The sequence below is a fragment of the Shewanella amazonensis SB2B genome, from assembly GCF_000015245.1.
Lineage (GTDB): Bacteria > Pseudomonadota > Gammaproteobacteria > Enterobacterales > Shewanellaceae > Shewanella > Shewanella amazonensis.
On record NC_008700.1, the window covers coordinates 3,145,276 to 3,170,053 of the forward strand.

A 24,778-nucleotide genomic window follows, 5' to 3' on the forward strand; every position below is an offset into this window, starting at 1 on the left:
ACTGTTACCTCAGTATAGTCTCTGATTTCAGCCGTAAGACTTAGCCCAGACGACGCCGCAGCTCACGGGTGGCGTCAACCATGTTACGAAGGGCTGGTTCTACCTCATCCCAGGTACGGGTCTTCAGGCCGCAGTCCGGATTGACCCACAGCTGCCTGAGCGGAATACGCCTGGCTGCCCTTTCCATCAGCGTCACCATGGCCCCAACATCTGGCGTGTTGGGCGAGTGGATATCGTACACACCCGGGCCAATTTCAGCAGGATACTCAAAGTCTTCAAAGGCTCGCAGCAGCTCCATGGCCGAGCGACTGGTCTCGATGGTGATAACATCGGCATCCATGGCGGCGATAGCAGCTATGGTGTCGTTAAATTCGCTATAGCACATGTGGGTGTGAATTTGGGTGTTATCCCGCACGCAGGCAGCGCTCAGCTTAAAGGAGTCCACCGCCCAGTCGAGATAGGCCTTCCAGTCACAACGGCGCAGCGGCAAACCTTCACGGAAGGCCGGCTCGTCAATCTGGATAATGGCGATACCTACCCTTTCAAGATCAGCGACTTCATCCCGTATGGCCAGCGCAATCTGCTTACAAAGCGTGTCGCGGCTGATATCTTCCCTGGCAAAAGACCAGTGCAGAATGGTCACAGGCCCCGTCAACATGCCTTTCACCGGCTTATCGGTGAGGCTCTGGGCATATTCAGCCCAGTCCAGTGTCATAGGTTTGGGACGCGACACATCACCGTAAATCAAAGGCGGTTTCACACAGCGACTGCCATAACTCTGCACCCAGCCATGTTTGGTAAAGCCGACACCCTCGAGCTGCTCGCCAAAGTATTCCACCATATCGTTACGCTCGGCCTCACCGTGTACCAGCACATCGATACCGAGTTTCAGTTGGCGGTCAATGGTATTGCGGCACACCTGTCTGAGCTGGTTGTCGTACTCAAGGGCGCTGATTTCACCTTTTCGAAAGCGGTTACGCAGGCCACGAATTGCCGGCGTCTGCGGGAAGGAGCCTATGGTAGTGGTTGGCAGCAGAGGCAACTTAAGTCGCTGTTGCTGCTGTTGCTGACGCTCTGGAAACGCGCTTTGACGTTCAAAATCTGCTTTGGTCAGTGCATCCAGTCTGGCGGCAACTGCAGCATCGGCGGCCTGAGCACGCGCAGTGCGGCGGGCCACGCACTCGGCGGCAATGGCAGCGGCGTCTGCGCCATTGGGCACGGTTAGCAGGGTATTGAGGCTTCTCAGCTCCAGCAGCTTTTGCCTGGCAAAAGCGAGCTGGCGCTTGAGCTCAGGCTTAAGTGCGGTTTCCACATCGAGGTCCACCGGTGTGTGCAGCAGCGAGCAGGAGGTGGCAAGCCACAGGCGATCGCCCAGTTCTCTGGCAACAGGTGCAATGCGCTCGGCAATCAAATCCAGATCTTCAGCCCAGACATTGCGGCCATTGATAAGGCCAAGACTCAGTACCTGCTGCTGCCCAAGCCTGGGAAGGAAAACCTCGAGCTGCTCCGGGGCAGAAACCAGATCCAGATGCAAACCCGCCACCGGCAGGGTCTGAATAATGTCGGCGTGGTGTGCCACAGAGCCGTAGTAAGTGGTCAGCAGCAGTTTAACCGACACACAGGTAAAAGCCTGGTATGCGGTGGCAAAGGCTGCCTGCCAGCTTTCATCCAGATCCAGCGCAAGAACAGGCTCTTCGATTTGTACCCAGCTCACGCCCTGGGCGGCAAAGCGGGCGAGCAGCTCAGCATAGGTAACCAGCAGCTGGGGCAGCAAGCTTAATTTGTCAAACTCACTGCCGTAGGCCTTCGACAAATACAGGAAAGACACGGGGCCCAGAATGCAGGGTTTGGGGTCATAGCCCAGCGCTTTCACTTCTTCGACCTCATCAAACAGCTGTGTCCAGGCGATGGAGAAGGTTTGGTTGGGGTGAAGTTCGGGCACTATGTAGTGATAGTTGGTGTTGAAATACTTGGTCATTTCTGCCGCCGCGGCCGCTTTGCCGCTTGGCGCACGGCCTCGGGCAACCCGGAACAGGGTATCCAGGTCGACCTTGTCGCCATCGCGGTGGCGCTCGGGAATGACATTCAGGGTGGCCGCCAGAGTCAGCACCTGATCGTAGTATGCAAAGTCCCCCACCGGCAAACGTTCCACGCCGGCATCAGCCTGCCACTGCCAGTGAGTCTGCCGCAGTGCCTTGGCCTGCGCCACCAGCTCATTCCGGGACAACTCTCCACGCCAGTATTGCTCGAGGGCGAACTTCAACTCACGGCGACGTCCTATCCGTGGAAAGCCAAGACTATTTAATTGCATATTGTATACCTTATTGGTTTAATATGAGCACATTTCAAAGAGGAACACCTGTTAAACAATTTTTAATAGGCGTCTGGACGTCTAGAAGTTTATTGTGGTAGTCTTCTGGCAAGCAAACGAATTGTGTTCACGGGCAACATGAACAAACTTCATGTGGAGTAGAGATGATAGAGCTAAGACACCTTCGAACCCTGATGGCACTGAAAGAGAGTGGCAGCCTGGCGGCCGCGGCCAAAAAGCGCTTTGTCACCCAGTCTGCTTTGTCTCATCAGATTAAAGAGCTGGAAACCCGCATCAATTCCCCCGTGTTCGTGAGAAAGAGCAAGCCCCTGTCTTTTACTCAGGAAGGCGCCCGACTGCTGAATCTGGCCGAAGAAATTCTGCCGCGAGTGATGGAAACCGAGTTTGTATTGAAGAAAGGTCTGGAGACCGACGCCCATTTGCTCAAGGTCGGTATTGAGTGTCACAGCTGCTTTCGCTGGCTGATGCCGGTTATAGAGACTTTCAGGGCTGAATATCCGGATGCGGACTTGGACTTATCGAGCCGTCACCTGTTCGACTCGCTGAACGCACTGGAGTCCGGTGAGCTGGACATTGTACTGACATCCGATCCCGTCCCCGGGCATCAGCTGGCTTATCAGCACCTGTTCGACTTTGAAGTTCGCCTGGTGGTGGCCAAAGAGCATCCGCTGGCGAGCAAGAGCCTGGTGCTGCCAAAGGATCTGGCGGGCTTGCCCATTATAAGCTACCCCGTACCCTTGGAACGCCTTGACCTGTTCCGCTTGTTTTTAGAGCCAGCCGGTATTGAGCCCGGTGTGCAAAAGAGCTGCGATCTGACCTCGGTCCTGTTTCAACGCATCGCCTGTCAGGATGGTATAGCCGCCCTGCCCAGTTGGTCCATCAGCGAGGCCCAGGGCCTTAGCCTCACCAGTTTGCGCCTCGGCGCTGAGGGCGTAAAACGCCCACTGTTTGGCGCCTATCGCCGTGGCAGTGCCAACTCCCGCCAACTGCAACGGTACCTTGAACTGGTGGCAGCAGAAGGTCTGGCTCGCCAATCACAGTAAGCTCGTCTTATACACGGCATGACTCAACAATCGCCCATATAAAAAACGCCTGCAACTGCAGGCGTTTTTTATATCCAACTCAGTAAATTACAGTGGATTGAGCAGCAAGCCGCGCATCGATAACACCCGGCGCAGCACGAGACCTGCCGAGTTGGGGTTGCGGGTCTGGCGCAGGTTGTGAGCAATCATAAACTCTTCTTTGAGCTCTTCGTCGAGGCCGAGTGAATCAAAGGCTTCCAGCGTCAGAGTTTGCTGTTGGGTATCTATGATTTGCTTGATGATGCCCAGGGGGAATGACTCATCCGATTCGGCATTGAGATACGCAAAGGCCGTCAGTGCGATCATCTGCCCAAACACACTGAAGAGCGCCAGAGTCTGAACCTCGTCCGGGTCAATGTTGTTGCTCACCAGATCTTTAAGGCTATCCACCGCCGATGCGGCAATGCTTTCTGTCAGGCGCCAATAACCCAATACCAGCTTTTTATAGGGCTGCGGCAGCTCATCGAGGCGTTCTTTCAAATAAAAGCTGAAGGCGTAGCGGTAGATGTTCACTTGCCCCAAACGGATAAGCGCATCCTTCAGGCTGCGGTTTTTACTGTTATGGGCGCCACCCACGTGCGCGGTGGTGCTTCGCCACAATAAGTGTGCCGCCAGTGCCGGATCGCTGGAGACAATATCCACCACATTACGCACATCACCATCGGCAAGGATGGCCTTCTTCAGTGGAATGAGAATTCCCCTGCGGCCTAATACCTGCTCTTCATTGGCGATGATCGCCCTGATTTGAGAAAAAACCTGATGCTCAAGCTCAGTCATGAAACTAACCTATTTTTGTCCGGGCAATCAAAAAGGGACTCAAGTTTGGCCTTAGCAATAAACCCGCCCTGGCTGCTATTACCGGGGAATTTACCCATAAAATCCTGCCCATGGTCAAGCTGATTTCCGTCCGTTTCAGCAATTTTCAGAAAGCGGCCTTAAAAGGCTCCACTCTCGCTCGCAAGCTGGTAAATTTCTTCCGCCAAAAGCTGATATCCGGCGTCATTTAAATGAACTGTGTCCGATTTCATGGCGCTTTGTGACAGGAGCTGCGGTAGCGTATCCTCAAGCAGTGGCAGGGAAAATTGCTCAGCCAGTTCCTGATACAAGGGTAAAGGGGATAAAAACACCTTTCGGTCTGGTACAGCAATCAAAAGCACAGGCACCTGCCTTCCCTGAGCTTCCCTAATCATAGCTTCCAAATTGCGCTTAAGCTGTGCTTTATCCTGATTTCTGAGGATATCATTGCCACCTTCCAGCAAGATAAGCAGATCCGGTTGGGTTTCATCAAGCAATTCAGCCAGTCGAGCCAGACCTTCGGTGGTTGTTTCCCCCGATACCCCGGCGTTAATCACGTCACAGTCGCACAGACGGGAAAGGTGGGCTGGATAGTCCATGCCGTCACTGGCACCAATACCAAAAGTTAAACTGTCACCGAAGGCCAAAATGCGGGCATTTTCACCCAGAAAAGGCAATCTCGGCCCGCCGCAGGCCGATAAAAACAGCAGGATAAAAAACACTGACAGAATACGCACTTTTTACTCCCCGGACTAATGCGTCTGTTATCGCCCAAAAAAAAGCCGGACACAAGTCCGGCTTTTCAATTTCAGTGGCTTATCAGTATTTCAGTCCCAGTGTCAGGCTCACTTTGCGACCTTCGCCTGGATAATATCCATTACCCCAATCACTGTAGAAGCCTGAGGCCGCGTACGTTTCATCAAACAGGTTATCCAGTCTCAGCGTCGCAATCAGGGCATCCTTACGGAAACTCACTGCGGCATTGGTCAGCCAAAAGGCATCCATCTGCTCGCCCATATTGGCGTTGTCACCTTCAACAAAACGCTCACCCGTGTAGGCGGCATCTACGTAGGCCGACCAATACTCGGCAAACTGAGCTGACACATACATACGGCCACTGTGTTCGGCGACCCAGGACAACGCCTTGCCATCATTCAGCCCGGCAGTAAATTCAGCATCCGTGTATTGGTAATCTATGCCCAGGCTGATGGTGTCATTCAGCTGCCAGTCCCAGTCCAACATGGCACCATAACGGCGCGACTCATCGGCGTTGATATTGGCACCCGGGAAATAGCCCCCCACCGGAGTGTCGGCGCTGGGATCAAACACAATTTCATCTTCCAGGCTTAAACGGTAGAGACTGAGGCGCAATGCCTGCTGAGCACCCTGATAATCCCAGCCGGCTTCATAGCTTCGGCCTGTTTGGGGTCTCAGACTGGCCTGACTGGTGTAGGCCTGCTCATCTACCTTGGCAAAACGGAAGTTATCTTCGGCGCGCAAGTAGAATCTGTGTCCCTGCACGGGGCGATAATTTAATCCAAGCTCAAGCGCATGGGCGTCGTTATCCAGCTTGCCACCCAGAGGGAAAGTACTCTGATCGCGAATTTCATCCTGAACTTCGGCATAACGCCCACCCACCACGTAACTCAGCGACTTGGTCAAAGGTACTGATGCCTGAGCAAAAGCAGCCCAATGCTCTTGGGTGTTGCCGCGTTCCATATAAGCCGAAGTAAATTCTGACTCGCCACGAGACAGGTCCACACCTGTTACCAACTTGAGTTCGCCCGCCTCTGTCTGGTAGCGGCCAATCGCTTTGGGAGTCAGGCTGATGAGTTGACGCTCGGTTTCGCCCGCGCCGCCCCAACTGATGTAATTCACTTGGGTATCACTGGCATCGAAGTCGGCAGCCAGGGTCCAATGTTCGGTCAGACTGTGCTCGTATCCCAATCGGCCGGCCTTGGTCAGGTTGTGCTGATAGTCGCTGCTGTTGGCAGCATTCGCCTGGCGGGGATTGGCGGCAAGCTCCTCTGCGGTGAGTGAACCTGCAAGTTCGCGGTCGTCATCATAATAGGAAGCTTCAGCAAAGAAGCGCTGCCCATCGCCACGGTATTCGATGCGGCCCAGCACTGAGCCAGACTCACTGACGGCATGGTCACGATAGTTGTCGCTCTTATCGAAGTTACCACCCACGAAGAGATTCCAGCGTTCATTCAGCGCCGCCGAAACATCCATAGCTGTGCCAAGGGTGCCGAAACTGCCACCGGTGAGCGAGGCGCCGCCGGTGTTTTCCTGACTGCGCCTGGTGATGATATTGATGACGCCGCCAACGGCCTGATCGCCATAGAGCACACCGGCGCTGCCGGAGAGCACTTCAATGCGTTCTATCTGACTCAGGGACACGGCATTGAGGCTGGGCGCTGCTATATCAATATTGTTGAGACGGCGACCATCCACCAGCACCAGGGTGTTGTTGGCTGCCTGGCCAGCACTAAAGCCGCGCATGGCCAAGACTGGCCCTGTGCCGCTGTCGCTTATCTGGATGGCACTCTGACCACGCAGCAATCCGGCAAGGCTGGTTGCACCGCTCAAGGCAATGTCTTCTGCGGTAATCACAGCAACATTCGCGGCAATATTCAGGGGGGTATCGGCCTGACGGCCAATGACCACCAGATGTTCATCCACACTGCTCTGTGCTGAGGCGAAAGATGACAGCAGGCTTGTGGCCAGTGCCAATGAAATCAAAGAAGGTTTGGTACCCATTTTCCTTACACTCCATCAAGGGAAACGGGGCATGAGTCATCGACATGCCAAAAGCTGCCGCTGTTGCGGATCTGCCCACCGAAATCCGCCACTATACCTGATTTGGGCCGGTCTCCGGACTTAGATGCCTGGCATCATTACCGTTGCGGGGGCAGTGTCGGATTTACACCGACTTCCCGATTCTCCCGCCGATGCGGGCACCCAAAAGGCTGACAATAAAGAGGCCGTCACTCTTGGACGGCCGCGCATTATAGACGTCTAAACGTATAAAAGTCTAATGCCTTTGTCTCGTGCGGGGGACAGTTCAATTGAGGCGCAGAGGCAACACAGAGGCAATAAATTCGCTGTGATTGGCAGGTGTAAGCGGAATATTCTGCCCTGCAAACACGTCGCCGCGCATGGATTTATGCATCAGCACCAGTTGCCCGGGGCGGCTCACCACCCGGTAATAACCGACTTCCCCTTCAGGCGTGGAAAAAAACAGTCGCGACTCTTCCATCGATACGTGCTGATTGGGCATACGGCTGCACCCCAGAATGGCGTGAAAGCCTGGATGGCCGTCGGTATCAACATCACCCAACTTTTCGTAGGACACTTCGCCCTCGCAGCTGCCCTGATATTGCATGGCGAGGCCATCGAGAAACACTTCCGCAGCGGGGGAGTCATCACTCAATTTAAAGCTTTGAACACAAATAAGCCCGCCCCATTGATTGAGATTTTCCTGGGCCGGTACAAATTCGGCACTCACCATATCCGCCCTGTTTTCACTGGCGGCCAATTTCCATCCCGAAGGTAATTCAAACGAAAAAGGCTTACCAAAGAGCGACAGTTCCTGAGTTTGCGCAAGGACGCCTGTGGCGGGCAGCAGCCCAAGAAGAAGGAGTAAATAGCGATTCATAATCAGCTTCCGTGAAATGTCATACCGTAACATCCTGAAACGGCTTTGAGATACGGGGAGGAAAGCCTCCCCACTGACTATCAGGCAAAGGCCTTTGGGTTTTCACCGTAGTCATTTTCGTCCTGACTGTCCTGGCAGTAGAACACTATGAGAACGATGATACCGATAATTGGGATAAGCGCGATAAGCTGCCACCAGCCGCTGCGGCCGGTATCATGCAAACGACGGGCACCAATGGCCAGTGATGGCAACAAAATGGCCAATGAATAAAGGCTGCTAATCAGCATGCTGCCAAGGGCCATATCCACCAGATTCAGCACCACACTGACAATCAGGTTGAACAGAATGAACATCCAATATTCTTTGCGACGGGCACGCCCCGTGAAGTCTGCGTATTTTTTCCAGGCGCCAATGTAATATTCCATGGTTTCTCCTTAAAGCCGGGTGACAACACCCAAATTACCGCACAGAGTGCGAATTTGTCCTTATGATTCATTAGCCTGCTATCGACAAGCGCAGTTACTTTACCACAGCAACGGGCATTGAGAAGCATGAAAAGCACTTGGGTACTGGCCTGAGAAGTAACCACATGGTTATAGTGTCGCTATTTGCCAGCGACAGGGAGACGGCAAATGGCGAAACTCAGCGCAATTCATATCTATCCGGTTAAATCCATGGGCGCGCAGTCACTTCATCAGGCAAGGGTTTGCCCGGAGGGACTGGCGGGAGACCGACGCTTTATGGTGATAAAACCCAGCGGCGATTTCATTACGGCCCGCACGCATCCCGCGCTGCAACTGATAACGCCTTTGGGCCAGGACGAAGATATTCACGCCGGACGCCTTCGGCTCTCTTATCCCGGCCAGCCGGATCTGACTCTCGATGTCTGCGAGTTTGAAAAAGCCCCGGTGAAAACCCAGGTCTGGAAAGACGGCTTCGAGGCGCTGTCTATCCACGCCCAGGCCGATACCTGGATCTCTACCTTGCTGGGCGAACCCGCCCGGCTTATCTGGCTTGGTGAAACCTCCAATCGCTTTCGTGAAAAACTCGACACCCGTGTCAGCTTTGCCGATGGCTATCCTCTGCTGCTCATCAGCGAGGCCTCGTTGGCCGACCTGAACCTGCGCGCCGATGCAATCAGCCGGATGAGCCAGTTTCGCACCAATCTGGTGGTATCAGACACAGAAGCCTTTGCCGAAGACGGCTGGAAACGCATTCGGATCGGTGAAGTGGAGTTTTTACTGGCCAAACCCTGCAGTCGTTGTGTAATGACCACCATTATTCCCGGTACCGATAGATTCCATCCTCAGGGAGAGCCGCTCGCCACCCTGAGCAAGTTTCGTAAAACCCAGCAAGGTGATGTCAATTTTGGCCAAAACCTGATTGCGCTCAATGAAGGCATCATTCACGAAGGCGACGATGTTGTGATTCTTGAGGAGCAGCCGGGTGAGCACTACCCCAACCGGGCACCGGCTAAACGCAGTCTGCGTCTGATAACCAAAGAGCCTATTGCCAAAGACTTTATGGGCTTGAGTTTTGAAGCAGCCGATGGCAAGCCACTGCCAACCTTCTTACCAGGCCAGCATCTGGTGTTCGCCTTTGATATTAACGGCACCCGCCATATTCGCCGCTACAGCCTCACCCATGCACCGTCAGAGGGGAACTATCATATTGGCGTAAAACGCACCCGGGACGGCCTGATTTCCAACTGGCTGCACGATGAACTCACGGTTGGTGACACAGTGCTTTGCAGCCGTCCCGAAGGCCGATTTATCCCCAAAGCCGGGTACCCCTTGCTGCTTATCAGTGCCGGCTCCGGCGTCACTCCCATGCTCGCCATGGTCAGAACCGCTCTGGCGCTTGGCAAACTCAAAGGTGTTTCTCTGCCACTTGCCCATATTCACTTTATCCACCAGTGTCGCAGCGAAGACGATATCCCCTGCCATAAAAGCCTTGAGGATTTCGTCGCCGCCGGTATGACCCTGGAGCTTAATCTGACAACGCCTGGCATCGAATGGAAAGGCAATCAGGGGCGTGTCAGCGCCTCACAGTTGGCCGCAGTGCCTTTACTCGCTGAACGCGATGCCTTTATCTGTGGCCCCAGCGGTTTTATGCAAACAGTGGAGGGAATGCTGACACAAGGCGGCATGGTGACAAGCCAAATTCACTGCGAAAGTTTCGGTGGATTAACCAGCGTCGAAGCAAGACCACCAGAACAGCTCAAGATCCAGATAGGTGAGAAAGGCTTTGTGGGCGATAACCAACAAAGTCTGCTCACCCAGGCAGAAGCTCAGGGTATCAAGCTGCTGTGGTCGTGCCGTGCGGGCATTTGCGGCAGCTGTAAATGCAAGCTCACCGCCGGGGAAGTGCACCAACCCAAGGCGGAGGCCCTCTCTGATGCCGAACGCGAGCAGGGCATCATTCTGGCATGCTGCGCAACGCCATTAACAGATGTCAGCCTGGAACCTCTGGACAGCGTTTAATACCCAGTAGATAAAAAGGCTGCCATAGGCAGCCTTTTTATCAGGTTTAGCATTATTCAGGTGCGCAGCTTGGCCAGCTGACTCTCCTGCCTGCCAACCAACTTGGCCAGGCTTTCACTGCTCTCCCGCGCCTTACCGGCCAAATCCATCAGCTCTGCCGCCGAGTCTGAGATCCCCGTGATGTTGCGGCTCACCTCTTCGGTGACGGCACTTTGTTCCTCCGCAGCCGTGGCAATTTGGGTCACCTGATTGGAGATTTCATTGATACCCGCCACCATCACCGACAGAGCCTCAAACGCCTGCTCGGTTTGCGCCACCGCCTGCTCAGCAAGGCCGACCCCTTTATCGATAATCCCGGAAGCCCCTTTCACTTCCTGTTCCAACGCATCGATAAGCCGACTGATATCATCGGTGGAAGCCTGGGTTTTGGAGGCAAGTGAACGCACTTCATCGGCCACCACAGCAAAGCCCCTGCCCTGCTCTCCGGCGCGGGCCGCTTCGATGGCCGCGTTGAGCGCCAGCAGGTTTGTCTGGGCTGCAATGGCACTGATCACTTCCAATATTTTGCTGATATTGGTGCTGCTTTCTGCCACCTTGCCCACCGCTATCTTGGCTTGCAGCGACTCCTTGGACATGGTGCTCACAAGAGAAACCGCCTGAGTCAAACTGTCCTGACTCACCTTAACCTGCGAGGCCATGGCGGCCGACTCGCTGGCCGTTTGCTCAGATGCCTTAGCCACTTCATGGGCGGTATGGCTCATCTCATTAACGGCGGTCACCACACTCTCGATTTCACTGTATTGCCGATTAACACTTTGCTTGGTTTCCTCGGCAATCCGGGCCGTTGCCTGGCTTTCATTGCGGGATTCTGTTGCGACCTTTTTCAATTCACTGATAAGTCCGTGAAGCTTACCGATAAACGCATTAAACCCATTGCCCAGGGCAATCAGCTCTGCGTGTTCATCCACTTTCAGGCTTTGGGTTAAATCCCCCTCAGCACTGGCCAACTGACTGACCCGCTGCTGAATTTGCTGGATAGGCGCCACCACGCTGCGAATAAAAAGAGCGATAAGAATCACAGCCACAGCGGCAATACCAATACCCAGCAGCAACACAAAGCGCCCCAGGCTGGCTGCCATGGCCTGCATGCTCCCCTCAACCTGTTCAGCACTGGCCAACGCTATCTGCCTTGGCACTTCGATAGCAAGCAGCCACTGACTGCCAGAGAGCGGAATATTGATGGGATAGGCCACTATCATGCTGCTGTCGTTAAGCAGGTAACCATCTCCCTTGCCCAGACCCAGAATTTGGTTGGCGAGAGACTTGTCGATTGCCTCTCCGAGCGGCCTGGCTTTTTTGTCATAGTGGCTCGCGGCCACAATCAGCCCCTTGGTGGACAGCAAGGTCACCTTGGCCTGGCCCTGATAGAGACTTGCCGACAATTCCTCAATCATTTTTTGAAACACGGGCAGGTTCAAATCCACACCGACCACACCGCGAAAACGGCCACCCCGAACAATGGGTACGGTCAATGAAGTCATCAGCATGTTGTTGCCGGGGGTGATTTCGTAGAGATAGGGCTCCATCAGGCAGGGTTTTTGGGTGTCTTTGGCACACAGATACCACTCAGCTTCCCGCAGACCAAATTCGTTGAGGGTATCGGCGTATTTTTCATTGGCATCATCCACCTGAGACTGGGTCTGACTGCCATCATCGTTGCGATAAAAGTACACCTCGAGCGTTCCCACGCCCTCAACCGAGTGCATCAGACCGGGTGCCGTAAATTCACTGTCTCGGCCATCGAAACCATTGGGTTCGAACTGTGCATACATGGAGGAAATCTGGCGATTTTTCTGCAGCACAGCGCCCACGGCATCCTGAACGGTTTCACGATTCATCCGTCCGACCAGCGCATCGTTTTCCATCATGGCACTGAAGGAATAGGGGATACGGTAGGCCTCGTTGATAAAGGCCGCGACCTTTTCACCATAGCGCCCGGCGCTGGCAGTCAATTTGGTTCGTATTTCATCATTCAGCGCTGTGTCGACCTCAACGAAGAGCTCGTCGGTTTTGTTATTGAGGGTACTCCAGAGGGTAATCGACATGGTGGCCACAGTGGCCAGAAACAGCGCCGAGGTCATCCAAAGTAGCTTTTGTCGCAGGGGAAGATGTTTCATGCACTCTCCGCAAGATCCTGAAAACACATAGGTAGACTAACGTATGACTGAGTATAGTCTCTATCTGCGTCCGTGCTTTTTTTGCAGCAAAAAGGCGGCCCTTCATAGGCCGCCTTTTTTTAAAGGTTATTTACCCAGTACGGCCTCAAAGCATTCGGCCATGATTTCAAGTCCGCGCTGGATTTGTTCATCCGGAGCCGTAATGGGCACCAAAATCCGCAGCACGTTGCCGTAAGTTCCGCACGACAGCAGGATAAGGCCGCGATTGCGAGCCTCGGTGAGCACCTGTGGGCAATACTCAGGCGCAGGCTTACCGTTTTCCATCAGCTCAATGGCAATCATGGAGCCCAGACCACGCACCTCGGCGATTTGCGGATACCGGCTGGCCAGCTCACCGATGGCAGACTTGATGGTCTGACCGATGGCGTTGGAGCGCTCCAGGAGTTTTTCCTCTTCAAAGACTTCAATCACGGCCAGCGCTGCGGCGCAGGCAAGCGGGCTACCGCCGTACGTGCCGCCAAGGCCACCGGGGCCAATGGCGTCCATCACCTCGGCGCGGCCGGTGATACCAGACAGTGGGAAGCCACCAGCAATCGACTTTGCAAAAGTAGTAATATCAGCCGCCACGCCCATCTGTTCCATGGCAAAGAAGGTGCCGGTGCGGCCAGCGCCGGTCTGCACTTCATCGGCAATCAGCATGATGCCTTCCCGGTCGCAAAGCTCGCGCAGACGCTTCATAAAGCCTGGTGTCGCGGCATAGAAACCGCCCTCGCCTTGCACTGGTTCCAGGATAATGGCTGCAATATCGCTTGGCTCGGCGTCGTTCTTGAAAATGCGCTCGATGGAGGCCATGGCATCATCTTCGCTCACCCCGTGCAGCGCGCAGGGGAACTCGGCGCGAAACACGTTGGCCTGCATCAGTCCCATGCCCTTACTGTAGGGGGCCACTTTACCGGTCAGGGCCAGTGCTGCCATGGTGCGGCCATGGTAGCCAGAGGTAAAGGCAATCACCCCTGCACGCTTGGTGTAGGCGCGAGCCACCTTAATGGCGTTTTCCACCGCTTCCGAGCCACTGGTAAAAAGTGCCGACTTCTTGGCAAAGTCGCCGGGCACCAGTTGGTTCAGCTTTTCACACACGGCCACATAACTTTCATAGCCCAGCACCATAAAACAGGTGTGGGAAAACTTCTCCAGCTGCTCGGCGACAGCCGCCTTTACTTTCGGATGCAGGTGACCTGTGTTCAGCACCGCGATGCCGCCGGCAAAGTCGATATATTCGCGACCTTCCACATCCCATACGGTGGCGTTCTCGGCTCGCTCGGTAAACACAGGGTGGATTTGGCCAACGCCACCGGCCACAGCAGCGCGGCGACGAACCATCAATGAATCATTGGTCAAGCTCATAGGGTACTCCTGTTTGGCCGGTCACACCGACAGACAGATATATTTGATTTCTACATACTCATCGATGCCATACTTGGAGCCTTCACGGCCCAGACCCGATGATTTCATGCCGCCAAAGGGGGCCACTTCGGTGGAAATAAGCCCGGTATTCACGCCCACCATGCCGTATTCCAGCGCCTCGGCCACCTTCCAGATAAGGGAGATGTCGCGGCCATAGAAGTAGGCTGCCAGTCCAAACTCGGTATCGTTGGCCTGACGAATCACATCGTCCACATCGCTGAAACGGAACAGCGGCGCCAGAGGGCCGAAGGTTTCCTCGCGGGCCACCTTCATGCTGGCATCCACGTTGGTCACAATGGCGGGCTCCATAAAGTTGCCACCCAGCGGTTTACCGCCGGCAACCAGGGTTGCGCCCTTATCCAGTGCGTCCTGCAGGTGGCTTTGTACCTTCTCAAGTGCCGCTGCGTTGATAAGCGGGCCTGTGGTCACGCCGGGTTCGGCGCCATTGCCCACCTTAAGTTTGGCCACGGCAGCAGCGAGCTTCTGGGCAAAGGCATCATACACACCGTCCTGCACATACAGGCGGTTGGCACAGACACAGGTTTGACCGGCGTTGCGGTATTTGGAAATCATGGCGCCTTCAACGGCTGCATCCAGATCGGCATCGTTAAACACGATGAATGGTGCGTTACCGCCAAGCTCCAGCGACACCTTTTTCAGGGTCGGCGCGCATTGCTGCATCAGCTTGATACCAACGCCGGTGGAACCGGTGAACGACAGCTTGCGCACCACTGGGTTTTCGCAAAGCTCGTTGCCAATAGCCACGGCATCACCGGTAACCACACTGAATACGCCGGGTGGAATACCCGCTTCTGCGGCGAGCTCTGCCAGCGCCAATGCGGTGAAAGGCGTCTGAGGTGCAGGTTTCACTATCATGGTGCAGCCTGCGGCAAGCGCCGGTCCGGCCTTGCGGGTAATCATGGCAGCAGGGAAGTTCCAGGGGGTAATGGCCGCCGTTACGCCCACGCCCTGCTTAATCACCATGATGCGCTTGTCGCCCTGATGACCCGGGATGGTATCGCCATATAGGCGCTTGGCTTCTTCGGCAAACCATTCGATAAAGGAGGCGGCATACACCACCTCTCCCTTGGCCTCGGCCAAAGGCTTTCCTTGCTCTGTGGTCATCATCAACGCCAAATCATCGGCGTTTTCCAGCATCAACTCATACCAGCGGCGCAGTTTGGCGCCACGTTCCTTGGCGGTAAGCGCACGCCAGGCTGGCAGCGCCGCTTCCGCGGCGGCAATGGCCTCGCGGGTTTCATCACGGCCCATCACGGGCACAGAGGCGATGGCCTCATTGGTGGCCGGATTGGCAATGGTCACCGTCTCACCCGACAGGGCGTCGCGCCACTCGCCGTTGATATAACATTTTGTTTTCAATAGTGAAGGACGTTTGAGCTGCACAGCTGACTCCTTGTTACTTGATACCTGTTACTGGGCACTTACGCCGAAAATTCTGTTAAATGCCAAGCTTGTCACGCATGGTGTAATACCAGGCACCGATGGCACTGAATGGCACCCGCAGCGCGTGGCCACCCGGGAACGGATAATGGGGCAGTTCAGCAAAGACATCGAAGCGGGTAGCCTGACCATTAAGCACCTCGGCAATGAGTTTGCCCGCCAGATGGGTGTAGGTTACACCGTGGCCACTGCAGCCCTGGGAGTAATAGATGTTCTTGCCAATACGGCCGACCTGAGGCAGACGCGACAGGGTCAGCAGGAAGTTACCCGTCCAGGTGTAGTCGATACGCACACCTTTAAGCTGCGGGAAAGTCTCCAGCATTTTCGGCAGAATAATGGACTTGATGTTGTCCGGGTCGCGGGCGCCATACACCACGCCACCACCGTAAATCAGACGCTTGTCGCCGGAGAGGCGGAAATAGTCCAGCAGGTAGTTACAGTCTTCAACACAGTAGTCCTGTGGCAGCAGGCTATTTGCCATCTCATCGCTCAGGGGCTCGGTGGTAATCACCTGGGTGCCGCAGGGCATGGACTTGGCCATCAGCTCAGGCATCAGCTTGCCAAGGTAAGCATTACCGGCCACCACCACAAAACGGGCCTTCACCTGACCGAACTCGGTTTTGACAATAGCAGGCTCGCCTTCCACTACATCGAGCACGGCTGAGTCTTCAAAGATTTTACCGCCGAGGCTTTCCACCGCACGGGCTTCGCCCAGCGCCAAATTCAACGGATGAATGTGACCACCGCTCTTATCCAGCATACCGCCGACGTAACGTTCAGTATTCACCACATTACGGATACCGGCTTCATCGAGGATTTCCAGCTGATTGGTATGACCGTGAGCTTCCCACAGCGCTTTTTGCGCTTTGAGGTGGCCCATCTGCTTCTGGTTGAGTGCGGCAAACACACCGCCGTTTTTCAGGTCGCAGTCGATATTATATTTTGCGATGCGATCGCGAATGATGCGACCGCCTTCAAATGCCATTTCACCGAACAGCTTGCCCTTTTCCTTGCCAACGGTTTTTTCAATGACATCAATGTCTCGGCTATAGCTGTTAACGATTTGGCCGCCATTGCGACCCGAGGCGCCCCAACCAATTCGGGCAGCCTCCAAAACCACGACCTTGAAACCACTTTCAAGCAAATGCAATGCCGAGGACAGACCCGTATAGCCTGCGCCTATAACACACACGTCGGTTTCAAGATGCTCCTCAAGACGAGGACGAATGCGGGTGTCATTGGCGGAAGCGGCATAGTAGGACTCGGTATGAGGTGTAGCAGACATGATGCTTCCTTCTCTCTTATGTTCATTATTTTAAACAACCAGTTCATCCTACACGTTCACCAAGGGAAACTCTAGCGCTAGTGAAGGATAATTTTGAATTTTTGTTGAAAATATCAAACAAACAAAAACGGTCGCCTGAGCGACCGTTTTATTAGTGGCGATGCGTCACTACTCCATCGCTGCCTTTGCGCGCTTTTCTGCCCTGCGGGCAAAATACCAGGACAGGAATGCAATCAGTGACACCGCGAGAATGATGAGTGTTGCCAGCGCGTTAATCTTGGGAGATACCCCCAAACGCACCGACGAGAACACTACCATCGGCAGCGTCGTTGCCCCCGGGCCCGACGCAAAGCTCGCAATCACCAAATCATCCAGAGACAGGCTGAATGACAGCAGCCAACCTGCGGTCAGTGCCGGCGCAATCATGGGAACAGTGATAAGGAAGAAGGTCTTGAGTGGCGTTGCACCCAGATCCATAGCGGCTTCCTCAATCGACATGTCCAGTTCACGCAGACGGGACGACACCACCACAGCCACGTAGGCGGCACAGAAGGTGGAATGCGCCAGCCAAATGGTGAGTCTACCGCGCTCGGCAGGCCAGCCAATCAGGTCAGCCATGTGCACAAACAGCAGCAGCAAAGACAGACCCGTAATCACCTCAGGCATAACCAGTGGCGCCGTTATCATGTTTGACAGCGACAGCTTGGCCCAGCTGCGACGGAAACGTGTCATCACGAACGCCGCCATGGTACCCAACACGACGGCCATGGAGGCCGACAGGAAGGCAATTTCCAAACTGGTCCAGACCGCATCAAGGATTTGCTGATCCTTGAACAGCTCCACATACCATTTGGCCGAGAATCCACCCCACACGGTCACCAGTTTGGACGCGTTGAAGGAGTAGAAAATCAGGATAAACATGGGGGCATAGAGGAAGATGAGCCCCAACCACAACATCACGGTAGAAAAACTCAGCTTTTTCATGCCTCTTTCTCCAAATCACGGGCCTGATAATGATGGAACAGGGTAATGGGGATAATCAAAAGTCCCAGCATCACTATCGCCAGCGCCGAGGCGACCGGCCAGTCACGGTTGTTGAAGAACTCCTGCCACAAGACCTTACCTATCATCAGCGAGTCCGGGCCGCCCAGCAGTTCGGGAATAACGAACTCACCCACAGACGGAATAAATACCAGCATGGAGCCAGCAATCACGCCACCCTTTGACAGCGGCAAAGTGATATTCCAGAAGGTATTGATACTGCGTGAACCCAGGTCGGCCGCGGCCTCCAGCAGGCTCATGTCCATCTTCACCAGGTTGGCGTAGAGCGGCAGCACCATAAAGGGCAGATAGGCGTACACAATACCGATATAAACGGCGATATTGGTGTTCAATATCTTCAGCGGCTCATCGATAGCACCCAGCCACAACAGCACATTGTTGATAAGGCCGGTGTCGGCGAGCAGCCCCATCCAGGCGTACACACGGATAAGGAACGAGGTCCAGGACGGCAGCATAATGAGAAGCAGCAGAACCGTCTGCATCTTCACCGGAGCCCGGGCAATGGCGTAAGCCATAGGATAACCGAGCAACAAACAGCCGAGAGTGGACACCACAGCTATCTTGAGCGAGCCCAGATATGCGGTGTAATAGAGCGCATCGTCCAGCAGCAACAGGTAGTTGCCGAGATTCAGCGCCACATTCAGCAGCTGATCCGCATAGGTGAAGGTGGGCTCATAGGGCGGAATGGCAATCGCCGCGGTGGAGAAACTGATCTTGAGCACAATCGCAAAGGGCAGTGCAAAGAACAGGGTCAGCCACAGGAAGGGAAAGCCCAGGGTAAAGTGCCTGCCACGGATGGCAAAGCGAAAACCTTTCTTTCGTTTGCTCATGATCTCAATACCACGCCACTGGTGGCCTCCCAGCTGATGTAAATGTCATCGCCCCAGGTTGGGTGGTCCGCGCGGCGTTCGGTGTTGGTCATGGAGCACTGGATGATTTTGTCGTCTTCCAGCTTGATGTAATACACCGACAGGCCACCGAGATAGGCAATGTCATGTACCTTGCCCCTGGCCCAGTTGTACTCGCCTTCGGGCTGCTCGCGGGTAATCAGCGTCTTTTCAGGACGCACCGCCAGCCACACGTGCTTGTCTTCCAGACTGGTGGTTACACCGTGGCCAATCAGGAATGGCTGTGGCAGGGTCGGCGACTTGAGAATTGCGTGGTCGGCCTCATCTTCGATGATTTCACAATCAAACAGGTTCACTGTACCGATGAACTCGGCAATCATACGGCTGTTGGGGCTCTCGTAGATGTCCATGGGGCTGCCCACCTGGGCAATCCAGCCGTCGCTCATAATGGCGATGCGACCAGCCATGGTCATGGCTTCTTCCTGATCGTGGGTCACCATCACACAGGTCACCCCTACACGTTCAAGAATTTCCACCACTTCGAGCTGCATCTGGGTACGCAGTTTTTTATCCAGTGCGCCCATGGGCTCATCGAGCAGCAGCAGTTTGGGGCGCTTGGCAAGCGAGCGGGCCAACGCCACACGCTGGCGCTGACCACCAGAGAGCTGATGGGGCTTACGCTTGGCGTACTGTTCCATGTGCACCAACTTGAGCATTTCCTGCACCCGCTGGGAAATGTCAGCCTTTGACATCTTGTCCTGCTTCAGACCAAAGGCAATGTTTTGCTCCACTGTCATATGAGGGAAAAGCGCGTATGACTGGAACATCATATTGATCGGACGCTCGTAGGGCGGCAGATCGGTAATGTCCTGACCGTCGAGATAAATACGACCTTCCGTTGGCCTCTCAAACCCGGCAAGCATCCGTAGCAGGGTAGATTTTCCGGAGCCAGAGCCCCCAAGCAATGCGAAGATTTCCCCTTTGTTGATGGTCAGGGACACATCGTCCACAGCGCGAACATCATCAAACAGTTTGCTTACCCGCTCAATTTTGAGCAGTACTTCGTCTTGCGTCTTTGTCGTTGGTTTATTGGTGACGCCCGAGGTCATAGCCATAAATACTTCTCCATTCCAAACTGCGCCAGAACAAGCCTCCGGCCTGCTGGAATTCGTTTTACTTGTGCAATCTAAGAGTCAAAGGAGGGGCAGCCATCCGCTGCCCCAAGTACAGGATCACTGACCAGATTTGATCTTGGTCCAGATCCGGGTCATGGCGCGCTGGGTCTTCATAGGACGCACTTCACCCAGGTAGAGCTTGGCGAGTGTTTCTTCTGATGGATACACAGCGGGGTTTTTGGCAACTTCCTCGTCCAACAGAGGGTTAGAACCATCGTTGGCGTTGGCATAAGCCACATAGTTACTGATGGAAGCGATGACCTCTGGGCGCATCAGGTAATTCATAAAGGTCAGCGCATTGTCAGCGTTGGCAGCATCGGCAGGGATAGCCATCATGTCAAACCACAAAGGTGCACCTTCTTTAGGGATGCGATAATCCACTTGCTGGCCGTTACCGGCCTCTTCGGCACGGGCCTGAGCCTGCAGTACGTCACCGGACCAACCGATGGCGGCACAGATTTCGCCATTGGCCAAGTCAGAGATGTAGCGTGAAGAGTGGAAATACTTGAGGTAAGGACGGATTTTCAGCAGTACTTCACCGGCTTTTTCATAGTCGGCAGGATCAGTGCTGTTAGGGTTCAGGCCCAGATAGTTCAGCGCAGGTGGCAGGATTTCATCGGGTGAATCCAGCACGGCAATACCGCACTTGGCCAGCTTTTCAGCATTGGCTGGGTTGAAAATCAAGTCCCAGGAATCCACCGGTGCATCTTCACCCAGCACTTCTTTTACCTTGGCCACGTTGAAGCCGATGCCGGTGGTGCCCCACAGGTAAGGCACGGCGTGCTCGTTACCCGGATCGCTCTTTTGCAGCTGGGTCATCAGATTCTTGTTGAGGTGCTTTTCGTTTGTCAGCTTGGACTTGTCCAGCTTCATAAAGGCGCCGGCTTTAATCTGCTTGGCAAGGAAGTGGGCTGATGGCACAACCAGATCGTAACCGCTGCGGCCTGAAAGCAGCTTGGCTTCCAGCACTTCGTTGGTGTCGAACACATCGTAGATTACGCGGATGCCGGTTTCCTTCTGGAAGTTTTCCAGGGTGTCTTCGGCGATATAGTCAGACCAGTTATAGACGCGAACAACTTCTTCAGCCGATACCGCAGCGCTTCCCAGAACACCGGCGGTAACCAAAGCCAGAGCTGTCATTTTGTGTAATAACTTCATGCTATCTCCTTTTGCAGGTAGCAGTAATTGAAAGCCAATTACCCTGATTGTGTCGCCGGCTTGGCCGGCATTTATTTTATTGTTAGGACCAATGCTACAACCTGAAAAACCGCATCGGCAGTTGCTGCTGCCCAGTACCTCTTCCTCTATTGGCAGGCTTTTTAATATGCACTCAGTTACCCCGAGCTGCAATCTTCTCAAGCGTCAGCGAAAGTGCCTGACTTGCTTTAAAAATCAGTTCGTCAATCTCATCACGAGTAATGCAAAGTGGCGGCGAAATAATCATGGTGTCACCCACGGCACGCATCACCAAACCGCTTTCGATACAGGCCTCACGGCAGAGCATACCGGCCGATATTTCTGAGCCGAATCGCACCATGCTGTGTTTGTCTGCCACCAATTCAATGGCACCGACCATGCCCATGCCCCTGACCTCTCCCACCAGCGGATGCGCGCTCAGGGTTTGCAACCTATCCTGCAAATAAGGTCCTGTGTCGGTTCTGACCTTATCCACCAGGCGCTCCTCTTCGAGAATACGGATATTCTCCAGCGCTACCGCCGCCGCAACCGGATGGCCTGAGTAGGTAAAACCATGGGCAAACTCGCCGCCATCACTGATGAGCACGTCGGCAACCCGGTCGGACACTATCACCCCGCCCATGGGGATGTATCCCGAGGTCATCCCCTTGGCGATGGTGATTAAATCGGGTTTGAGCCCCAGAGTCTGGGCGGCAAACCAATTGCCGGTACGCCCAAAGCCGCTGATGACCTCATCCAGAATAAACAGAATATTGTACTTTTCCAGAATCCTTTTAATTTCATTCCAGTAGCTGTCTGGTGGGATGATGACTCCCCCTGCACCCTGAAATGGTTCGGCGATAAAAGCGGCAACCTTATCTTCACCGAGTTCGAGGATTTTGGCTTCCAATGCCTGTGCTGTTTTAATGCCAAAGGCCTCAGGAGACATATCGCGGCCTTCACCGAACCAGTAGGGCTGATCGATGTGGACAATCCCCGGAATTGGCAGATCGCCCTGCTGATGCATAAACCCCATGCCGCCGAGGCTGGCACCTGCCACGGTTGAACCGTGGTAGGCATTCTTGCGACTGATAATGGTTTTCTTGGAGGGCATCCCCTTCAAGTCCCAGTAACGTCGTACCATGCGCAGATTGGTGTCATTAGCCTCAGAACCCGAACCGGTAAAGAACACCCGATTCATGTGCCCGGGGGCAAGGGAGGCGATTTTCGACGCGAGCCGAATGGCGGGCTCATGGGTACACTGGAAGAAATTATTGTAAAAAGGGAGGGTTTGCAGCTGAGCGTAAGCAGCATCGGCGATGGACTTTCGGCCATAGCCCACGTTGACACACCAGAGTCCAGCCATGGCATCGAGCAGCTTATTACCTTTGGCATCCCAGATGTATACACCTTCGGCCCGCTCGATGACGCGGGTGCCGCGTTTGGCCAAATCGGCACTGTCGGTAAAAGGATGCAGATGATGTGCGGCATCCATGGCTTGCAGTGCGCTGATGGTATCTTGCTGTTGTTGTTGCATCTTCGCCCTCCCTCTAAAGTGCCGGGGTCACCCCCGGCCTGTGTTTTTATACTGTCAGCAGCAGGAATTCACGCTCCCAGGCACTGACAACACGCCTGAAGTTTTCAAGCTCTGCCTGCTTCACCGCCACAAAACCTGTGGTGAAGGCATCGCCGAGATATTTGCGCGCCGCGTCGCTCTCATCCATGGCCGTCAGCGCCTCTTCCAGGGTCAGCGGCAGGCAATTGGTGTCTGCAGTGCGGCTTTCGTTGGCACGCCCCAGGGCCGGGTTGGTTGGTTTAAGCCCTTCCACCATGCCGATATAACCGGCCAGCAAGCTTGCGGCAATGGCCAGATAGCAGTTGGCATCGGCGCCTGGAATACGGTTTTCAATTCGGCGGTTTTGCGGTGATGACTCAGGAATACGCAGACCACAGGTGCGATTTTCTTCGCCCCACTCCAGATTTACCGGTGCAGAGGTGCCCGGCAGGAAACGGCGGAAGGAGTTCACACTGGGCGCCATCAACGGCAGGAATTCAGGGATAAACTGTTGCAGACCGGCAATATAGCCGAGGAAGTTAGCACTCTTGGTGCCATCTTCTTTGGTGAAAATGTTCTTGCCGGTCTTTTTATCCACCACGCTCTGGTGAATGTGCATGGCACTGCCCGGCTCGTTGGTCACAGGTTTGGCCATGAAGGTGGCACAGACATTGTGCTTGAGCGCCGCTTCACGCAGGGTACGCTTGAACACAAACACCTGGTCGGCCAGCGACAGCGCATTACCGTGACTGAAGTTGATTTCCATCTGCGCCGGGCCATCTTCGTGGATCAGGGTGTCGATAAACAGCCCCTGGGCCTCGCACCACTCATACATGTCTTCAAACAGCGGGTCGTATTCGTTGGCCGCATCAATGGAGAACGATTGGCGGCCGGCTTCAGGGAGACCTGAACGTCCCAGTGGCGGATTCAGCGGCAGATCCGGATCCCCATTGCGCGCCACCAGATAAAACTCCATCTCGGGGGCAACCACGGGTTCCCACCCCTTTTCTTCGTACAGTTTAAGCACTTTTTTCAGTACGTTACGCGGTGACAGTTCGATGGGGTTCCCCATGCGGTCGTACACATCGTGGATCACCTGAGCCGTGGCTTCCACACACCAGGGCAACTCGAACACGGCGTTTTCATCGGGTACACAGAGGAAGTCCACATCGGCTTCGTTCAGCAGCTCATAATAAGTATCGTCATTCACATAGTCGCCGGTCACCGTTTGCAGCAGTACGCTCTCGGGCAAACGCATGCCCTGCTCAGCGATAAATTTGTCTACCGGCGCGATTTTACCGCGGGCAATCCCCGTCATATCGCTGATAACACACTCTACTTCCGTTATCTTTTTTTCTTTTAAAAACGCAATCAGCTTTTCCATGATTTATCTCGCTCGCTCTTGGGCCCTGCGTCGACACGCGTCACCGAAGGCATTGAAAATCGACAGATAAAAAGCATTGTCGGCCACTTTCCATTCGGGATGAAATTGCACACCCAGGGCAAAATTTTTGGCATCTGTAACAGAGAAGGCTTCTATCAAGCCATCCGGTGCATAGGCTTCTGGCCGCAACCCGTTACCCAGACGTTCAACGCCCTGAGTATGGACGGAATTCACTTCCGCCGAGCTGCGGCCCCAGGCTTCGAAAATTACCCCCCCGGGCTCCAGAGTCACCGTGTGGGCCAGACCATACTGCACCTCAAGTGGCGCAGTTCTGTCTTCCCTGTGCTCTTCAAACACACCCGTTTCATGTAACTTTTGGTGCAAACTGCCGCCAAAGGCCACGTTCATTTCCTGGAAGCCGCGACAGATACCCAGTACCGGCACGCCCGCAGCGATAGCCGCCTTAATCAAAGGCAAGGTGGTGGCATCACGGCGGGGATCGTGATGAGTTCCCGGCTCGCTGGCCGGCCCCGAATAGTGATGTGGTTCGACATTGGAAGGTGAACCTGTGAACAGTATGCCGTCCAGACGCTCAAGCAAGAGTTCCGTTGGCATGCCATCGCCAATAGAAGGAATGATCAGCGGCCAACCGCCAGTGCCATTAATCACACCTAAAAGATATTTTTCTCCCACCGTATTAAACGTCTGCAGTCCAATCGGGGTATTACAGGCAGAGACACCAATAAGGGGTATCGTGGCGTCAGACATACATCACCTTGCAGTTGATTCAGTGTTTGAGTTTTGTGATCGCCCTCAAACTCGGCGTTCATTTTTTCACACA

General features: G+C 54.5%; 19 protein-coding genes and 1 riboswitch. Of the genes, 2 read left to right on the forward strand and 17 right to left on the reverse strand.

What is annotated here, in order from left to right:
• Positions 1-40: 40 nt before the first annotated feature.
• On the reverse strand, positions 41-2,311 hold the full coding sequence (gene metE, locus SAMA_RS13765; protein WP_011760735.1) for a 5-methyltetrahydropteroyltriglutamate--homocysteine S-methyltransferase: 2,271 nt from the start codon (positions 2,309-2,311) through the stop codon (positions 41-43).
• A 164-nt stretch (positions 2,312-2,475) separates the two neighbouring features.
• Here metE and SAMA_RS13770 point away from each other — a divergent pair, with 164 nt between their 5' ends.
• Entirely contained in the window at positions 2,476-3,375 is a 900-nt protein-coding gene (locus SAMA_RS13770) for a LysR family transcriptional regulator (RefSeq protein WP_011760736.1), read from the forward strand.
• An 87-nt stretch (positions 3,376-3,462) separates the two neighbouring features.
• On the opposite strand, the gene SAMA_RS13775 is transcribed toward SAMA_RS13770, so the two are convergent.
• The 5 genes from SAMA_RS13775 to SAMA_RS13795 all read right to left on the reverse strand — a co-directional run bounded on the left by SAMA_RS13775 (position 3,463) and on the right by SAMA_RS13795 (position 8,292).
• Entirely contained in the window at positions 3,463-4,191 is a 729-nt protein-coding gene (locus SAMA_RS13775) for an HDOD domain-containing protein (protein WP_011760737.1), read from the reverse strand.
• 158 nt (positions 4,192-4,349) lie between these two features.
• A complete protein-coding gene (locus SAMA_RS13780; protein WP_011760738.1) occupies positions 4,350-4,946 on the reverse strand; it encodes a GDSL-type esterase/lipase family protein in 597 nt (198 codons plus the stop codon).
• 82 nt (positions 4,947-5,028) lie between these two features.
• Positions 5,029-6,969 carry a TonB-dependent receptor gene (locus SAMA_RS13785; RefSeq protein ID WP_011760739.1) on the reverse strand — a complete coding sequence of 647 codons (1,941 nt, stop codon included), beginning with the start codon at positions 6,967-6,969 and terminating at the stop codon, positions 5,029-5,031.
• Between the two features lie 88 nt (positions 6,970-7,057).
• A riboswitch (cobalamin riboswitch) is annotated at positions 7,058-7,187 on the reverse strand.
• Positions 7,188-7,273: 86 nt separating this feature from the next.
• Positions 7,274-7,867 carry a hypothetical protein gene (locus SAMA_RS13790; RefSeq protein WP_049757920.1) on the reverse strand — a complete coding sequence of 198 codons (594 nt, stop codon included), beginning with the start codon at positions 7,865-7,867 and terminating at the stop codon, positions 7,274-7,276.
• An 80-nt stretch (positions 7,868-7,947) separates the two neighbouring features.
• Positions 7,948-8,292, reverse strand: coding sequence for a DUF805 domain-containing protein (locus SAMA_RS13795; RefSeq protein ID WP_011760741.1), 345 nt, complete (start codon positions 8,290-8,292; stop codon positions 7,948-7,950).
• Positions 8,293-8,499: 207 nt separating this feature from the next.
• Here SAMA_RS13795 and SAMA_RS13800 point away from each other — a divergent pair, with 207 nt between their 5' ends.
• Positions 8,500-10,350: an MOSC N-terminal beta barrel domain-containing protein gene (locus SAMA_RS13800; protein WP_011760742.1), complete on the forward strand. Its 1,851-nt coding sequence runs from the start codon at positions 8,500-8,502 to the stop codon at positions 10,348-10,350.
• Positions 10,351-10,406: 56 nt separating this feature from the next.
• On the opposite strand, the gene SAMA_RS13805 is transcribed toward SAMA_RS13800, so the two are convergent.
• The 11 genes from SAMA_RS13805 to SAMA_RS13855 all read right to left on the reverse strand — a co-directional run bounded on the left by SAMA_RS13805 (position 10,407) and on the right by SAMA_RS13855 (position 24,705).
• Positions 10,407-12,527, reverse strand: coding sequence for a methyl-accepting chemotaxis protein (locus tag SAMA_RS13805; protein WP_011760743.1), 2,121 nt, complete (start codon positions 12,525-12,527; stop codon positions 10,407-10,409).
• 126 nt (positions 12,528-12,653) lie between these two features.
• Positions 12,654-13,931 carry a 4-aminobutyrate--2-oxoglutarate transaminase gene (gabT, locus tag SAMA_RS13810; RefSeq protein ID WP_011760744.1) on the reverse strand — a complete coding sequence of 426 codons (1,278 nt, stop codon included), beginning with the start codon at positions 13,929-13,931 and terminating at the stop codon, positions 12,654-12,656.
• A 21-nt stretch (positions 13,932-13,952) separates the two neighbouring features.
• Entirely contained in the window at positions 13,953-15,395 is a 1,443-nt protein-coding gene (gene gabD, locus SAMA_RS13815; protein WP_011760745.1) for an NADP-dependent succinate-semialdehyde dehydrogenase, read from the reverse strand.
• Between the two features lie 55 nt (positions 15,396-15,450).
• On the reverse strand, positions 15,451-16,737 hold the full coding sequence (locus SAMA_RS13820) for an NAD(P)/FAD-dependent oxidoreductase (protein WP_011760746.1): 1,287 nt from the start codon (positions 16,735-16,737) through the stop codon (positions 15,451-15,453).
• A gap of 168 nt (positions 16,738-16,905) precedes the next feature.
• Positions 16,906-17,721, reverse strand: a complete 816-nt coding sequence (locus SAMA_RS13825; RefSeq protein ID WP_011760747.1) for an ABC transporter permease subunit — start codon at positions 17,719-17,721, stop codon at positions 16,906-16,908.
• Complete coding sequence (locus tag SAMA_RS13830; RefSeq protein WP_011760748.1) at positions 17,718-18,629, reverse strand: ABC transporter permease subunit; 912 nt, start codon at positions 18,627-18,629, stop codon at positions 17,718-17,720. The genes SAMA_RS13825 and SAMA_RS13830 overlap by 4 nt, the downstream gene beginning before the upstream one ends.
• The gene (gene potA / locus SAMA_RS13835; protein WP_011760749.1) at positions 18,626-19,762 is read right to left on the reverse strand and encodes a polyamine ABC transporter ATP-binding protein; all 1,137 of its coding nucleotides are present in this window, start codon (positions 19,760-19,762) and stop codon (positions 18,626-18,628) included. The genes SAMA_RS13830 and potA overlap by 4 nt, the downstream gene beginning before the upstream one ends.
• A gap of 117 nt (positions 19,763-19,879) precedes the next feature.
• On the reverse strand, positions 19,880-20,980 hold the full coding sequence (locus tag SAMA_RS13840; protein ID WP_011760750.1) for a polyamine ABC transporter substrate-binding protein: 1,101 nt from the start codon (positions 20,978-20,980) through the stop codon (positions 19,880-19,882).
• Positions 20,981-21,152: 172 nt separating this feature from the next.
• The gene (locus SAMA_RS13845) at positions 21,153-22,535 is read right to left on the reverse strand and encodes an aspartate aminotransferase family protein (RefSeq protein ID WP_011760751.1); all 1,383 of its coding nucleotides are present in this window, start codon (positions 22,533-22,535) and stop codon (positions 21,153-21,155) included.
• A 46-nt stretch (positions 22,536-22,581) separates the two neighbouring features.
• On the reverse strand, positions 22,582-23,937 hold the full coding sequence (locus SAMA_RS13850) for a glutamine synthetase family protein (protein WP_011760752.1): 1,356 nt from the start codon (positions 23,935-23,937) through the stop codon (positions 22,582-22,584).
• 3 nt (positions 23,938-23,940) lie between these two features.
• Positions 23,941-24,705, reverse strand: a complete 765-nt coding sequence (locus SAMA_RS13855; protein WP_011760753.1) for a gamma-glutamyl-gamma-aminobutyrate hydrolase family protein — start codon at positions 24,703-24,705, stop codon at positions 23,941-23,943.
• Positions 24,706-24,778 lie beyond the last annotated feature (73 nt).